Below are 13,047 nucleotides of genomic sequence, written 5' to 3'. Positions count from 1 at the left end.
GGGCGTGAATCCACCGAGAGTTGCCACAGGTTCCTTGCTGTCTGAGGGAAGAACCAGCGGCTTTAGCAGTAGAAGCCTATGTGCCAGTAAATCGCCTGCTCGGCTTCCGGCAGGTCGACGGGATAGACCATACCCAGCGGCTTGTCGCTGCGGCCGGCGATAAAGGCCATGCACCTGCGCAGCGCTGTCCGGATACGGTGTGTCATCGCGTCATCTCCTGTTGTCCGAGGGGATTGATGGACGGTTCCAGTATCCGGGCGGCATAGCTGCCGATCAGCGTGGCGACCAGGAACAGCCAGCCGGCCTCGGCGAAGGCCATGATGCCCGACAGCAGCACGCCCACCGTGCAGCCCAGGGACACCATCGCACCCCAGCCCATCAGCACCCCGCCGAACAGGGCGCTGGCCAGCTTGCCGGGCGGCTGGCGCGCCGGCCGGAACGCCCCGGCGGCCAGCGCGGCGGCGAAGGAACCGAGCACGATGCCGCCGATCAGCAGGCCGTTATCGGTAAGCAACTGGCCGGCACGGCTGATACAGCCGGCAAGGCCGTCCAGCCCGACCAGCCGCCCGGGAATCAGATCCAGCCGTTCCGCGCCGGCGCGGGCCAGGGTACCGATCTGCCGTGTGACTCCCAGCGGCTCCATGCGGAAATAGGCGGCGACGCCGATCAGCCCGACGATGGTTCCGGCGATGACCGGCGGCCAGCGTTCGACCAGCAGCCGGCGCGGCAGCGAACTCGCGGACAGCGCGGCCTTGTCGGGCGGACGGCGCCGGTCCAGGAACAGCGCAACGGCCAGCAGCAGCGCGGCCTGCAAGGCCATCGCTCCCCCATAGCCCAGCGCCTGGGGCAGCCAGCGCACCGGCGCGCGCGACACGTACAGCGTGTAGAGCGGCTCCCAGCTCCAGAAGCCGAGCGCGAAGCCGAGCAGCGCGCCGACAAGCGCGAAGGGCGCGCGCACGGACCCTTCCCCCAGCCGGTAGAGATGGCCGCTGATGCACGCCCCCGACAGCCCCATGCCCAGGCCGAACACCATGCCGCCGACAATCACCACCGGTCCGGCCGGCCCGATATGCGCGCCCGGCGGCAGGCGGCCGGTCTGCGGGTCCGGCAACCAGGCGGAGAAGATCAGCCAATAGCCCAGCATGCCGACCAGAAGCGCGACGACGATGGATTGCGCCGGCCGGCCGTCGCCGTCGAACAGGTCGCGGAAAATACATTGGAAGCAGAAGCGGCCGCGCTGGAAGACAATGCCCAGGGCGGCCCCCAGCAGCAGCGAAAAGCCGGCGGTGGCGCCCATGCCGGCTTGCAACCGGTCCGCTGCCAGATCGATCAGGCAGAGGACCAGCGCCGCCGGCCCGTAGGGGAGAAGTGTGTGCATAGCGGCTCACCTGAACGGAAAAAGCGGGTGGCCGCGCCGGGCCACCCGAGTTTCAGGAGGAACATGAAGGACAAGGGATCACCTTGCCGTCCCGGGTGCCGGACAGGCCCCGGAACCTCTTACTTGCCGGTCCAGACTGTCCCGGCGAGGTTAGTGATCGGCACGCCAACGGCGTTGCCATATTCGGTCCAGGACCCGTCATACTGCCGGGTCTCGTAGCCCAGTATCTGGCTCAGCGCGAACCAGGTATGGGCGGAACGTTCGCCGATACGGCAATAGACGATCACCGGTTTGCTGCCGTCGATGCCCGCGTCGGCATAGAGCTTCCTCAGCTCTTCCTTGCTCTTGAAGGTGCCGTCTTCCTGCACCGCCTTCACCCAAGGCACATTGGCGGCGGTGGGAATATGACCGGCGCGAATGGCCAGTTCGGGCACGCCGTTCGGGGCGAAGATGCGGCCCTCATATTCATCCTTGGAGCGGATATCGACCAGACGGGCATCGCGCTTGCCATCGACCGCTTCCAGAACGTCAGCCAGGCGGGCACGCAGTTCCGGCCGGACGGTGGTCACCTTGAAGCTGCCCGGCGTCACGCTGGCGGGACGGCTGGAAAGCTCGCGCTTCTCCGCCTCCCACTTCTTGCGGCCGCCATCCAGCAGGCGGACATTATCGACGCCGTAATGCTTGAACACCCAGGCGCCCCAGGCGGCGAACCAGTTATTATTGTCGCCATAGAGGATGATGGTGCTGTCCGGCGTCACGCCATGGGTGGAGGCGAGCGTCTCGAAAGCCTCCTTGCTGGCGATGTCGCGCCGGACCGGATCCACCAGATCGGAATGCCAGCGCACATTTGTAGCCCCGGGGATGTGGCCACGCTCGAAAACGCCGGGCTGGACGCTGACCTCAATCACCCGCACCTTCGGATCGTTCAGATTGGCCGCCAGCCATTCAGTCGAGACCAGAGGTCCCTCCGGCGTCGCGGCGCGGGATTCTACGCCGTCAAGACCGGCGGCGGCAAAGGCAAGGCCGGCAATGGTCGCCAACCGCAAAACACGATGATACATGGCTCGATCTCCTCTTTGTTATTGGGTAGCGTTCTGTCGGCCTTCGAGGATGGGATGGCCGATACGCCGCCCCTTCCCCCTGGGCTTGTGGCGCCCCAGCGCATCCGCCGCGCGCTGCAGCTGGCCGAGATCGCCGAATTTCCGCGTCTCCAGCTCCTGGAAACGGGGATCGGCGGACACGAAGTGGAAAGCGTGGCCGTCGCGGATCGCGACGCCGGCGTCCAAGGTGCCGACCTCGATGAGGAAGGCGTCGTTACGAATTTGAAGCATGGTGCAACTTCCCTGCTACCCGGCCATTCGGCCGGGTTCCTGTGCTGTTGTCAGTCGATGGGAGAGGTCGCGGCCTGATAAGGCCGCTCAGGACGGCGGCATCAACAGCCGCAGCTACAGCACATTCGCTCAGGAGCGACCGAGGGGGCCGCTGCATGGATCGCAGGGAAGATGTGGCGCAAAGGCATCTGTCGCATGGACATAGCTTGGTTCTCCTTCATTAGGGGAACCACGAAGCGACTTCGTGGCGCTTTAGCGTTTGGTGTCGCGGCGCAAGCTGCTCCCGTCAAATCTCCGCGGGTCCGTTACGCGGACCAACCGGTGAAAATCACGTGGTTATAGTGAAAGCGGCTCCGTGCCCAGTCAACCATGGAAACCAAGTTTACCGGTGCTCGTCGACTGTATTTTTTCCTTTAAAAACAAATATTTATGACGAAAATCTAGAATACAAATCTATCCGGCATTTAAAAAAAGGCAATATATTCTCCACTCGTTCCAAAATTGGAAATACCCGCCTATTGAGGGGCCGATGGTATTTGGCTAGCGTTTACGAACCGGCATCCACCGGTCGCGGGATTTGATCGAGCAGCTTGCACCGCGTCATCAAATGCTAAAGCGCCACGAAGTGTCTTCGTGGGCTCCCAACATTGGCGAGGCCGCAATGGAAATTGCATTCCACCAGACGACACACGGCATTTCCAAAAATTGCTGACGGAACGCGCTTCTGATCGCGGCTGAGCCTTGGTGGCGGCCGTTACGGCCTCTGCCTGCTTTCTTCCATCCAATCATACGCCCGCTCGTGGGCGCTCCAGATTAGGGGACACGCAATGCGAACTCTTCTTTCCCGCAGCCGCAGGGCCATCCTGGCCGGGCTCGTCGCCGTTACCGCGGCAACGCTCTTCGCCGCGCCGAGCCATGCGGAAGGCACCATCCGCATCGTCGAGCAATTCGGCATTTCCTATCTGCCCTTCCATGTCATCCGTGACCAGGATCTGCTGAAAAAGCATGGCGCGGCGCAAGGGATCGAGATCAAGACGGAATGGCAGCGTGTCAGCGGCGGTGCTGCCGCCAATGACGCGCTGCTGTCCGGCTCGGTCGATATCGTCAGCGCCGGCGTCGGGCCGCTGCTGACGATCTGGGACCGTACCAAGGGCCGGGCGGATGTGAAGGGGATCGCCGCCGGCATCGCGGCACCGTTCTATCTGGTCAGCAACAACCCGAAGGTGAAGACGCTGGCCGACTTCACCGAGGCCGACAAGATCGCCCTGCCCTCGGTCACCGTCTCGGTGCAGGCGCGGACCCTGCAGATCGCCGCCGCCAAGGCGTTCGGCAAGGACAAGTTCGACGCCCTGGACAAGCTCACAGTCTCGCTGCCGCATCCTGACGCCACGCAGGCGCTGTTGTCCGGCTCCGGCACCATCACCGGCTATTTCTCCAGCGCGCCGTTCCAGTATCAGGTGCTGAAAGACCCGAAGATTCATAAGGTGCTGGATTCCTATGAAGTGCTGGGTGGCCCCGCCACCTCGGTGACGATCTACACCACGGCTAAGTACCGCGAGGAGAATCCGAAGACCTACAAGGCGTTCCTTGCCGCGCTGGACGAGGCGAGCCGGTGGATTCACGCCAATCACGATGCGGCCGCCGATACCTATATCCGGGTTACCGGTTCCAAGTTGGACAAGGCACTGATTCTCTCGATCGTCAGCGATCCGCAGATCAGCTTCGATCCGACCCCGCTGCGGACCGAAATCTATGCCGACTTCCTGCACGAGATCGGTGCCATCAAGAACAAGGCGTCGAGCTGGAAGGATTATTTCTTCCCCGACATCCACGACCGGACGGGCAGCTGAGCATGACTGCCCAGAGCAAGGCCGCGCTGCGGTCCTCCCCTGGCGACGCGCAAGCGTCGCCAGGGGCAACGCCGCAGGAAACCGTGCTGTCCGTCGAGAATGTCTCCCTCGATTACGTGGGAGAGCAGGAGACGCTGCGCGCGGTTGATAGGGTCAGCCTGACTGTGCGCAAGGGCGAGCGGCTGGTGCTGCTGGGTCCTTCCGGCTGCGGCAAATCCTCGATCCTAAAGGCGGTTGCCGGCTTCATCCCGGTTTCCGAGGGCAGCATCCTGCTACGTGGCAGAAAGGTTCAGGGACCGGGACCAGACCGCGTGGTCGTGTTCCAGGAGTTCGACCAACTCCTGCCCTGGAAGACAGTTGCCGGCAATGTCGCCTTCCCGCTGCGCCTCGCGCGCAAGCTGGGCCGGGATGAGGCGCGGCAGCGTGCCGAGGCGGCGCTGGCCAGGGTCGGGCTGACCCGTGCCCTGGACGCCTATCCGCACACCTTGTCCGGCGGCATGAAGCAGCGTGTGGCGATTGCCCGCGCCCTGGCGATGGAGCCGGACATCCTGCTGATGGACGAGCCTTTCGCCGCGCTGGACGCGCTGACCCGGCGCAAGCTGCAGGCCGATCTTCTCGCCCTGGTCAAGGATATCGAGGTGACTCTGCTGTTCGTTACCCATTCGATTGAGGAGGCGGTGCTGATCGGCACCGACCTGCATCTGCTGTCGGCGCATCCCGGGCGCACGGTTGGCACATTCAGCACCGGTCATCTCGGCTTCGATGATCAGGGCAGCCCGGCTTTCGAGCGCATAATACGCGACGTGAACGGCCTTCTCTTCTCGCACGAAAATGAGGCTGCGCATGTCTGACGGCACGGCGCAAGCAGGCGCGTTGATATCCTTTCAACCGAAATGGAAGGCCTTCGGGAACTCGGTCTTCGTCAAGCGAACGCTGGTCCTGCTGATCCTGGCGGCGGTGTGGGAGGTGGCGGCGATCTGGCAGGACAACCCGATCATGCTGCCCAGCTTCAGCGAAACGGCCGCCGCGCTGTGGGAAGCGATCCGCACGGAAAACCTGCTCCCGGCGGTAGCGGTTTCGGTAAGTGTGCTGGTGAAGGGCTATGTGATGTCCGTGCTGATCGCCCTCGTGCTGGTGGCGCTGGCAGTCAGCAACAGCTTCTTGCGCGAAGGGCTGCAGACCCTGACCGCGATGCTCAACCCGCTACCGGCCATCGCCCTGCTGCCGCTGGCGCTGCTGTGGTTCGGCTTTGGCGAGACCAGCCTGCTCTTCGTGCTGGCCCATTCGGTCATCTGGCCCTTCGCGCTGGCGACGCTTACCGGATTCCAGTCGGTGCCGGAGACGCAGCGGCTGGTCGGCCGGAATTACGGTCTGCGCGGCGCGTCCTACGTGCTGCGGATTCTGGTGCCGGCGGCGCTGCCCTCCCTGCTTTCCGGCCTGAAGATCGGCTGGGCCTTCGCCTGGCGCACCCTGATCGCGGCCGAACTGGTGTTTGGCGTCTCGTCGGGTTCCGGCGGCCTGGGCTGGTTCATCTTCCGCAACCGCAACGAATTGTTCACCGACAAGGTGTTCGCCGGGCTGGTGGCGGTCATCCTGATCGGCCTGATTGTCGAGATCGGCATCTTCCGCACGCTGGAGGCGCGCACCGTCCGGCGCTGGGGCATGCAGCGCTAACCCCCTTTCTAGAAGGAGAATTTCATGGGCGTTCTACAGAAGACGGCGTTCGAGTATCGCCGGTTCGACGCGCCGCTGGGCGGCGAGATCGTCGGCATCGATTTGTCCCGGCCTCTCGACGACGCGGCCTTCGCGCGGGTGCATGAGGCGTTCCTCGACGCCCAGGTGCTGGTGTTCCGCGACCAGCACGCGCTGACACCGGAACAGCACATCGCCTTCAGCCGCCGCTTTGGCGAGTTGCAGATCCATGTGCTGAAGGAATTCCACCTGCCAGGCCATCCCGAGATACTTGTGGTGTCCAACGTGGTGGAGAATGGGCGCAAGATCGGCCTGGGCGATGCTGGGCGCTACTGGCATTCAGACCTGTCCTATAAGGCGGAACCCAGCCTGGGTTCGCTGCTGCACGCGCAGGAGCTGCCGCAGGACGATGGCGACACGCTGTTCGCCAACCAGTACCTGGCCTATGAGACCCTGCCGGAGGACATCAAGCGGCAGGTCACGGGGCTGCGGGCCACGCATTCCTACACGCTGCGCTACGACGAGCTGCGGCAGAAATCCGACGCGCGCAACCCGCTATCGACGGAACAGCTCGCCCAGGTGCCGACGGAATCCCACCCGGTCGTGCGGACGCATCCCGAGACCGGGCGCAAGGCGCTGTTCGTCAGCGAGGGCTTCACCGGCACCATCGAGGGGCTGCCAAAGCCGGTCAGCGACAGCCTGCTGGCCTATCTATTCGAGCATTCAACCCGGGAGTCGCTGATCTATCGGCATAAATGGCGGCCGGGCGACCTGGTGTTCTGGGACAATCGATGCATCCAGCACCTGGCCGTCGGCTGCCCGCCGGGACAGCGCCGCACGCTTTATCGCACGACCGTGAAGGGCGACGTGCCCGTATGATGCGGGTATGAAGGGGCGCCGGCCGCCCGTCAGGCGGCCGGCCTGCCGACCCGCGCCGCCGGCTCCTCCACCTGGATGTGGTAGGCGGTGGTGAATTTCAGCTTCTCCATCGCAAAGCGCGCGGTGACTTTCTTGAGCGGCACGCTGGCGATCAGGCGCGTATAGAAATCATTATAGCCGGCCATGTCGGGCACGACCACGCGCAGCATGTAATCCACATCGCCGGCCATCCGGTAGAATTCCATCACCTCCGGCATCGCCGAGACAGTTTCGGCGAAGCTGCGCAGCCAGTCGTTGGAATGGTTCGCGGTCTCCACCTCGACGAAGATGGTGAGGCCCAGGCCGATCTTCTCCGGCGCCACGAGGGCCACGCGCTTCAATATGATTTCGCTCGCCTCGAGGCGCTGCACGCGCTTCCAGCAGGGAGTCTGCGACAGGCCGACGCGGTCGGCCAGTTCAGCCACCGAGATGTTCGCATTTTCCTGCAGGGCAACCAGTATCTTGCGGTCTATTCGGTCCATGATCTCTGCTCCCGCTGAAATCCCAAAAGAGATCGCAGCGCGGCTGACGGCCGAGCGAATCGGCGGTACAGCCGCGTCTGCGGCGAGGACTCTCAGCAGCAGGGGCCGAAATGACAGAAGATCGCGATGTCCGGATCGTCGCCATCGCCGGTCGCATAGGCGCCCACCGCCCGGTCACAGACGGCGGAGATAAGGACGAACAGAGACTGAAGAAATCGAGTGGCCATGAGCATGGAACTCCCTGACAAAAGGGGGATCCACGAAACAAGTTCGTGGCGCTTTAGCATTTGGTGTCGCGGCGCAAGCTGTCCCGTCAAATTCCCGCGAGCCCGTTACGCAGGCCAATCGGCGAATTAATCACTCTGGTATCGTGTGGCCGAAAAATAAACCCGTCAAGAAATATGTTATATGAAGAAAATAACAGTTTATTTCTGCATTATTAGCCGGCGGCGCAGCAGGGAGAGCGCCTGATCCTCCCCCTGGCCGGGCTGATAGGCAATATCCACCAGGCCCAGCGCGGCCTCCCAACTGGCGGGCGGGCTGCCGGGCGGGGTTTCCACTCGGTCGAAACCGCAGCGCAGCAAGTGCCTGTACTGGTCCGGCAGGATATGGCCGACCGCGCGCACCTCACCGGTGAAGCCATAGCGTTCGCGCAGCGTGCGGGCCGTCGTGAATCCGCGGCCGTCGCGGAACTTCGGAAACGCCACGGCGACCAGCGCCAGACGCGGCAAATCCTCGGCGATCAGCGCGGCACCCTGGTCGCTTTCCAGCAGCACGCCCAGCGGATAGGGCTGGTTGCCCAGCCGCCCGCTATCCATGCGCCAACGTTCCAGGCTAAGAATGGCCGGACCATCGGGCAAGGGTGCGTCATCAGTGACCCGGATCCAGGCGTCCTCGACCACGCGTCCCTGATCAAGCAGCGGCATAGAGTGCTTCCTTGAAGGGCGCATTGCCCAGGCGCTCGACCACCTGGATGAAGCTTTCCGTGCGGTCGCGGCGCAGCTTTAGATAGGTCTCGATCAGCGTCTCGATGGCATCGATCAGTGCCTCGCTGGAAAAGCCGGGGCCGAGGATGGAGCCGATGGCCGCATCCTCCTCCGCCTTGCCGCCCAGCGTGATCTGATAGAATTCCTCGCCCTTCTTATCAACGCCCAGAATGCCGATATGGCCAACATGGTGATGGCCGCAGGCGTTGATGCAGCCGCTGATATTCACCTGCAGGCGGCCGATGTCGAACTGCCGGTCCAGATCCGCGAAGCGTTCCGACAGGCGCTGTGCGACCGGGATCGAGCGGGCATTGGCCAGCGCGCAGTAATCCAGGCCGGGGCAGGCAATGATGTCGCTGACCAGGCCGATATTGGGCGTCGCCAGCCCGGCCGGGACCAGCGCCTGCCAGAGCGCGTGGAGATCGTCGAGCCGCACATGCGCCAGCACCAGGTTCTGCTCATGCGCGACACGGATTTCGCCGAAGCTGTAGCGGTCGGCCAGTTCGGCGACCAGTTCCATCTGCGCGGAGCTGGCATCGCCCGGAATGCCGCCGATCGGCTTCAGCGAGATATTGACGATGCGGTAGCCGTTCGCCCGATGCGCCGCCGTGTTGCCATCGACCCAGCAGGCGAAGGCACGGTCCTCGGCGTAATCTGTCTCGAAGCGGTCGGACCTGGCGGGCAGGTCCGCCAGCGGCGGCGGCGCGAAATGCTGCCGGATCGCCTCGACGATGGCCGGGTCCAGGCCGTATGTGTCGCGCGGCACGCGGGCGAACTCCTCCTCGACCATCGCGATGAATGCCTTGGGCTTCATCTCGTTGACCAGGATCTTGATCCGCGCCTTGTAGATATTGTCGCGCCGGCCCAGCTCGTTATAGACCCGCAGCACGGCCTCTATATAGGCCAGGAAGTCCCGTTCCTCCAGCCAGTCGCGGGTCTTGATGCCGATATAGGGCGTACGACCCAGCCCCCCGCCGACATAGACCTCGAAGCCGATCCTGCCATCGGGCGCGCGCTTCGCCAGCAGTCCGATATCGTGCACCTTCACCGCGGCCCGGTCGTTCGGCGCACCGGTGATGGCGATCTTGAACTTGCGCGGCAGGTAGGTGAATTCCGGATGCAGGGTCGACCATTGCCGCAATATCTCGGCATAGACGCGCGGGTCCAGCACCTCGTCGGCGGCGGCGCCGGCATACTGATCGGTGGTGACATTGCGGATGCAGTTGCCGCTGGTCTGGATGGCGTGCATATCGACATCCGCCAGCTCGGCCAGGATATCCGGCGTGTCCGCCAGCGTCGGCCAGTTGAACTGGATGTTCTGCCGCGTGGTGAAGTGGCCGTAATCCTTGTCATAAACACGGGCGATGCGGGCCAGGCGGCGCAACTGGTCGGAATTCAGTAGCCCATAGGGAATAGCCACGCGCAGCATGTAGGCGTGAAGCTGGAGGTAGAGGCCGTTCATCAGCCTGATCGGCTTGAACTCTTCCTCGGTCAGCTCGCCCGACAGGCGGCGTTGCACCTGGGAACGGAATTCCTCGGTGCGCTGGCGTACGAACTCGCGATCGAATTCGTCATAACGGTATACGCCGGCATGCGGGGCCGGGGTGTAAGGTGCCTGGATGTTCATGGATGGGTTCCCTTCCCGTCGGCCTGCTTGCCGTAATCGGGGTGGACGGTAGGTCCGAAGGCCCGGATTCGTTCGCGCAGGCGGGACGGAACCGGCGCGCCACCCCGCAGCACGACATCGATGGCGAGAGGATCGACGACCAGCCCTGCCGCCACGCCGCGCCTGGCGCCTTCCATCCCCACCTCCAGCGCCGCCGCATCGAAGATCGCGGCTGCGGCAACGGCCTCCACCCAATCCCCGTCAGGACCGAGCCAGACCACCTCGCCGTCGATCAGACGATTGGCGGTGATGATTTTCTGCGGCATATCGATTCCTTACGAGGCAAAGCGCAGCGGGACCAGGCGCTTGCGCGCGGCCTCAGGCAAGGCATCCGAAAGAGCGACGACATCGCCGACCATGATCAGCGCCGGGCCGGTCAGCCCCCGTGCCGTGGCCAGGGCCGGCAGGTCGGACAGCGTGCCGGCGACGATGCGCTGGTCCGGCCTAGTGCCGTTCTCGATAATGGCCGCCGGCGTTGCGCGTGACAGACCGCCCTCGATCAGCCGGGCCGACAGAAAGGCCAGGTTGGCCAGCCCCATATAGATCACCAGCGTATGGTTCAAGCGCGCCAGCGCAGACCAGTCCAGCGCCGGCTCGCCCTTCAGCCCATGGCCGGAAAGGATCGTCACGCCGCTGGCAAGATCGCGGTGGGTGAGTGGTATGCCGGCTGCGGCGCCGCAACCCAGCGCCGCCGTTAGGCCGGGCACGACCTCCGTACGGATACCGGCATCGCGCAGCGCGGCGATCTCCTCCGCCCCGCGCCCGAACACATAGGGATCGCCGCCCTTCACCCGGGCGACGCGATGGCCCGCCCTGGCCTCGGCGATCAATATCTCGTTGATCTGCGCCTGCGAACAGGTATGGCTGGCCCGCGACTTGCCGACATAGACGCGCCGGGCATCGCGGCGGGCGTAATCCAGCACGCGCGGATCGACCAGCTTGTCGTGGACGATCACCTCCGCCTCCTGCAGCGCGCGCACGGCCCGCAAGGTCAGCAGATCGGGGTCCCCCGGGCCGGCCCCGATCAGCACGACCGACCCCTCCGAAACGGCGGAAGTTGCGCCGCGTAGGGCCGCCTGTGCGGCTGCCTCCGCGGCGGGTTCGTCACCCGACAGAAACAGCTCGGCGACCCGCCCTTCGGCGAGGCTCTCCTGAAGCCGGCGGCGCTGCTCGAAATCCGTCAGCTCCTGCTTCGCCGCCTCCCGGAAACGCTGCAGGAACTGCGCGAACCGGCCGAGACTGGCGGGCAGCAGGCTCTCGATACGCGACTTGATCCGCCGCGCCAGGACCGGCGACGCGCCGGCGCTGGAGACAGCGACTGTGATCGGCGCGCGGTCGATGATCGCCGGCATGATGAAGCTGGAGAGTTGGGGCCGGTCGGGCACATTCACGGGCACCCCGGCCCTCCGGGCGGCGGCGCTGACGGCCTGTAGTTCGCTCTCATCCGCCGAGCCAGCAAAGACCAGCGCGGCTCCGTCCAAATCCTTGGGCGCAAAAACACGATGATACAGCGCGCCGCCATCGGCCTCGACCAGCGCGGCAACGGCCGGGTCGATCACAGGGGCGACAACGACCGGCCTGCAGCCCTTGCCAGCGAACAGCCGCAGCTTGCGCAGACAAGCATCGCCACCGCCTACGAACAGGACTTTCCGCCCGGAGACGAGGTGAAAGACGGGAAATGTGGCGTCAAGCTGCATCGCTGTCCCATCCGGCGCTCTCAAGAAGGAGCCATATTTACACTTTGGAAGTGTACTGTTGTTTGGATGTCGATTTCCAAAAGCGACGATACAGTGTTGGGCGAATAATATTTTTCTCTTGTTTGGCACGCAGATAGGACAAATTTCTCCTTGCGATCCTCAACTTAAACATTTTTTTTATGTGGAATTAATTGACTTTCCCAAGGCCAGCCCGCACTCTTTTAGCGTGATCGGCGGTGGCTCCGCCCCTGAACAGCCCGCGGCAATTTGATTGAGCAGCTTGCGCCGCGTGACCAAACGCTAAAGCGCCACGAACTTGTTTCGTGGTAGCCCCTGCTAGAGAAGGACGGGCACCATGGTTCGCTATCTTTGTTGTCGATACACATAGCTGTCGCAGGCTAGAACCTGCCGAAGCTGCCAAGCGTCGTTCGGACGGCGTTGGCGCTTCCCCAAAGCAGCCCCGCAAGACGGGGCAACGTTCAAAGGCTTGACGATCGGCCGGGACCGGTCGGCGCGGCTTACCGCGCCCCCCAGCCCCGCCCTGGGAAGACCGCTATGCACCACCAAACCGCGTCGATATCGAGCGGTATCGACGATAACAGCTTCCGCCGGACCGCGATGAACGACTCGGTCCCCTACGTTACCGTGAAAACCGCCTGGGAATGGCTCAGCGCCAATCCGAACGCCGTGCTCATCGATGTACGCTGCGAACCGGAATGGCGCTACGCCGGCGTCCCGGTGCTGGACAGCCTGCGCAAACGGCCATTGCTGCTGAGCTGGCTGCTGCGTCCCTATGCCAACCCCAACCCGGATTTTCGCGGGCAACTCATCATGTCTGTCCTGAGTTCGCGCCAGACGCTGCTGTTTCTGTCCCGAACCGGACGACGAAGCGCAGCCGCCGTGCGGCATGTGCTGCCCGATTTTCCCAACAGTTACAGCATTCGTGGCGGCTTCGAAGGTCCACGCGACGATTCGGGCCATCGCGGCCGCCTGGACGGCTGGAAGGCCGCTGGCCTGCCCTGGCGGCAGGATTGACCCTCTTCATCA

15 protein-coding genes are annotated in these 13,047 nt (G+C 64.1%); 5 read left to right on the top strand and 10 right to left on the bottom strand.

Annotation, left to right across the window (positions count from 1 at the left end; translation table 11 throughout):
- Nucleotides 1–62 precede the first annotated feature (62 nt).
- The 4 genes from AUP43_RS19030 to AUP43_RS11845 form a co-directional block, all read right to left on the bottom strand.
- Nucleotides 63–206: a hypothetical protein gene (locus AUP43_RS19030; RefSeq protein WP_157089333.1), complete on the bottom strand. Its 144-nt coding sequence runs from the start codon at nucleotides 204–206 to the stop codon at nucleotides 63–65.
- Nucleotides 203–1,378, bottom strand: coding sequence for a YeeE/YedE family protein (locus AUP43_RS11855; protein ID WP_067557091.1), 1,176 nt, complete (start codon nucleotides 1,376–1,378; stop codon nucleotides 203–205). The genes AUP43_RS19030 and AUP43_RS11855 overlap by 4 nt, the downstream gene beginning before the upstream one ends.
- Before the next feature lie 119 nt (nucleotides 1,379–1,497).
- Nucleotides 1,498–2,439 carry a sulfurtransferase gene (locus AUP43_RS11850; protein WP_084462760.1) on the bottom strand — a complete coding sequence of 314 codons (942 nt, stop codon included), beginning with the start codon at nucleotides 2,437–2,439 and terminating at the stop codon, nucleotides 1,498–1,500.
- An 18-nt stretch (nucleotides 2,440–2,457) separates the two neighbouring features.
- Entirely contained in the window at nucleotides 2,458–2,709 is a 252-nt protein-coding gene (locus AUP43_RS11845; protein WP_067557088.1) for a hypothetical protein, read from the bottom strand.
- A gap of 827 nt (nucleotides 2,710–3,536) precedes the next feature.
- On the opposite strand from AUP43_RS11845, the gene AUP43_RS11840 reads away from it, so the two are divergent.
- From AUP43_RS11840 to AUP43_RS11825, 4 genes are read left to right on the top strand one after another with little or no spacing between them, the layout of a single operon-like run.
- On the top strand, nucleotides 3,537–4,559 hold the full coding sequence (locus tag AUP43_RS11840) for an ABC transporter substrate-binding protein (RefSeq protein WP_067557085.1): 1,023 nt from the start codon (nucleotides 3,537–3,539) through the stop codon (nucleotides 4,557–4,559).
- Nucleotides 4,560–4,561: 2 nt separating this feature from the next.
- Nucleotides 4,562–5,410, top strand: a complete 849-nt coding sequence (locus tag AUP43_RS11835) for an ABC transporter ATP-binding protein (RefSeq protein ID WP_067557082.1) — start codon at nucleotides 4,562–4,564, stop codon at nucleotides 5,408–5,410.
- Complete coding sequence (locus tag AUP43_RS11830) at nucleotides 5,403–6,233, top strand: ABC transporter permease (protein ID WP_232315117.1); 831 nt, start codon at nucleotides 5,403–5,405, stop codon at nucleotides 6,231–6,233. The genes AUP43_RS11835 and AUP43_RS11830 overlap by 8 nt, the downstream gene beginning before the upstream one ends.
- A 24-nt stretch (nucleotides 6,234–6,257) precedes the next feature.
- Nucleotides 6,258–7,130, top strand: coding sequence for a TauD/TfdA dioxygenase family protein (locus AUP43_RS11825; RefSeq protein ID WP_067557076.1), 873 nt, complete (start codon nucleotides 6,258–6,260; stop codon nucleotides 7,128–7,130).
- A 29-nt stretch (nucleotides 7,131–7,159) separates the two neighbouring features.
- On the opposite strand, the gene AUP43_RS11820 is transcribed toward AUP43_RS11825, so the two are convergent.
- The 6 genes from AUP43_RS11820 to cysG form a co-directional block, all read right to left on the bottom strand.
- Entirely contained in the window at nucleotides 7,160–7,651 is a 492-nt protein-coding gene (locus tag AUP43_RS11820) for an Lrp/AsnC family transcriptional regulator (RefSeq protein WP_067557072.1), read from the bottom strand.
- Between the two features lie 92 nt (nucleotides 7,652–7,743).
- Nucleotides 7,744–7,878: a hypothetical protein gene (locus tag AUP43_RS19595; protein WP_269746874.1), complete on the bottom strand. Its 135-nt coding sequence runs from the start codon at nucleotides 7,876–7,878 to the stop codon at nucleotides 7,744–7,746.
- A gap of 198 nt (nucleotides 7,879–8,076) precedes the next feature.
- Complete coding sequence (locus tag AUP43_RS11810) at nucleotides 8,077–8,577, bottom strand: DUF934 domain-containing protein (protein WP_067557066.1); 501 nt, start codon at nucleotides 8,575–8,577, stop codon at nucleotides 8,077–8,079.
- A complete protein-coding gene (locus AUP43_RS11805; RefSeq protein WP_067557063.1) occupies nucleotides 8,564–10,264 on the bottom strand; it encodes a nitrite/sulfite reductase in 1,701 nt (566 codons plus the stop codon). Before AUP43_RS11805 ends, AUP43_RS11810 begins: the two co-directional genes overlap by 14 nt.
- Nucleotides 10,261–10,569 (bottom strand): DUF2849 domain-containing protein, encoded by a 309-nt coding sequence (locus AUP43_RS11800; protein ID WP_067557060.1) that lies wholly within the window; start codon nucleotides 10,567–10,569, stop codon nucleotides 10,261–10,263. The genes AUP43_RS11805 and AUP43_RS11800 overlap by 4 nt, the downstream gene beginning before the upstream one ends.
- A gap of 9 nt (nucleotides 10,570–10,578) precedes the next feature.
- Nucleotides 10,579–12,000: a siroheme synthase CysG gene (cysG, locus tag AUP43_RS11795; RefSeq protein ID WP_067557057.1), complete on the bottom strand. Its 1,422-nt coding sequence runs from the start codon at nucleotides 11,998–12,000 to the stop codon at nucleotides 10,579–10,581.
- A gap of 555 nt (nucleotides 12,001–12,555) precedes the next feature.
- Here cysG and AUP43_RS11790 point away from each other — a divergent pair.
- Nucleotides 12,556–13,035 carry a rhodanese-like domain-containing protein gene (locus AUP43_RS11790; RefSeq protein WP_067557054.1) on the top strand — a complete coding sequence of 160 codons (480 nt, stop codon included), beginning with the start codon at nucleotides 12,556–12,558 and terminating at the stop codon, nucleotides 13,033–13,035.
- The last annotated feature ends 12 nt before the right edge of the window (nucleotides 13,036–13,047 follow it).

Origin of the sequence: Oceanibaculum pacificum (assembly GCF_001618175.1) — a bacterium.
In the GTDB taxonomy this organism is placed as follows: domain Bacteria; phylum Pseudomonadota; class Alphaproteobacteria; order Oceanibaculales; family Oceanibaculaceae; genus Oceanibaculum; species Oceanibaculum pacificum.
The sequence above is the reverse complement of the archived record's forward strand: the minus strand, read 5'-3'. Positions and strand labels throughout refer to the sequence as shown.

Excerpts from the sequence above, each read along its gene's own strand:
- AUP43_RS11825 (WP_067557076.1), top strand. The coding sequence starts at position 6,258 with ATGGGCGTTCTACAGAAGACGGCGTTCGAGTATCGCCGGTTCGACGCG.
- AUP43_RS11855 (WP_067557091.1), bottom strand. The coding sequence starts at position 1,378 with ATGCACACACTTCTCCCCTACGGGCCGGCGGCGCTGGTCCTCTGCCTG.
- cysG (WP_067557057.1), bottom strand. The coding sequence starts at position 12,000 with ATGCAGCTTGACGCCACATTTCCCGTCTTTCACCTCGTCTCCGGGCGG.
- AUP43_RS19595 (WP_269746874.1), bottom strand. The coding sequence starts at position 7,878 with ATGGCCACTCGATTTCTTCAGTCTCTGTTCGTCCTTATCTCCGCCGTC.
- AUP43_RS11820 (WP_067557072.1), bottom strand. The coding sequence starts at position 7,651 with ATGGACCGAATAGACCGCAAGATACTGGTTGCCCTGCAGGAAAATGCG.
- AUP43_RS11800 (WP_067557060.1), bottom strand. The coding sequence starts at position 10,569 with ATGCCGCAGAAAATCATCACCGCCAATCGTCTGATCGACGGCGAGGTG.
- AUP43_RS11805 (WP_067557063.1), bottom strand. The coding sequence starts at position 10,264 with ATGAACATCCAGGCACCTTACACCCCGGCCCCGCATGCCGGCGTATAC.
- AUP43_RS11790 (WP_067557054.1), top strand. The coding sequence starts at position 12,556 with ATGCACCACCAAACCGCGTCGATATCGAGCGGTATCGACGATAACAGC.
- AUP43_RS11810 (WP_067557066.1), bottom strand. The coding sequence starts at position 8,577 with ATGCCGCTGCTTGATCAGGGACGCGTGGTCGAGGACGCCTGGATCCGG.
- AUP43_RS19030 (WP_157089333.1), bottom strand. The coding sequence starts at position 206 with ATGACACACCGTATCCGGACAGCGCTGCGCAGGTGCATGGCCTTTATC.
- AUP43_RS11850 (WP_084462760.1), bottom strand. The coding sequence starts at position 2,439 with ATGTATCATCGTGTTTTGCGGTTGGCGACCATTGCCGGCCTTGCCTTT.
- AUP43_RS11830 (WP_232315117.1), top strand. The coding sequence starts at position 5,403 with ATGTCTGACGGCACGGCGCAAGCAGGCGCGTTGATATCCTTTCAACCG.
- AUP43_RS11840 (WP_067557085.1), top strand. The coding sequence starts at position 3,537 with ATGCGAACTCTTCTTTCCCGCAGCCGCAGGGCCATCCTGGCCGGGCTC.
- AUP43_RS11835 (WP_067557082.1), top strand. The coding sequence starts at position 4,562 with ATGACTGCCCAGAGCAAGGCCGCGCTGCGGTCCTCCCCTGGCGACGCG.
- AUP43_RS11845 (WP_067557088.1), bottom strand. The coding sequence starts at position 2,709 with ATGCTTCAAATTCGTAACGACGCCTTCCTCATCGAGGTCGGCACCTTG.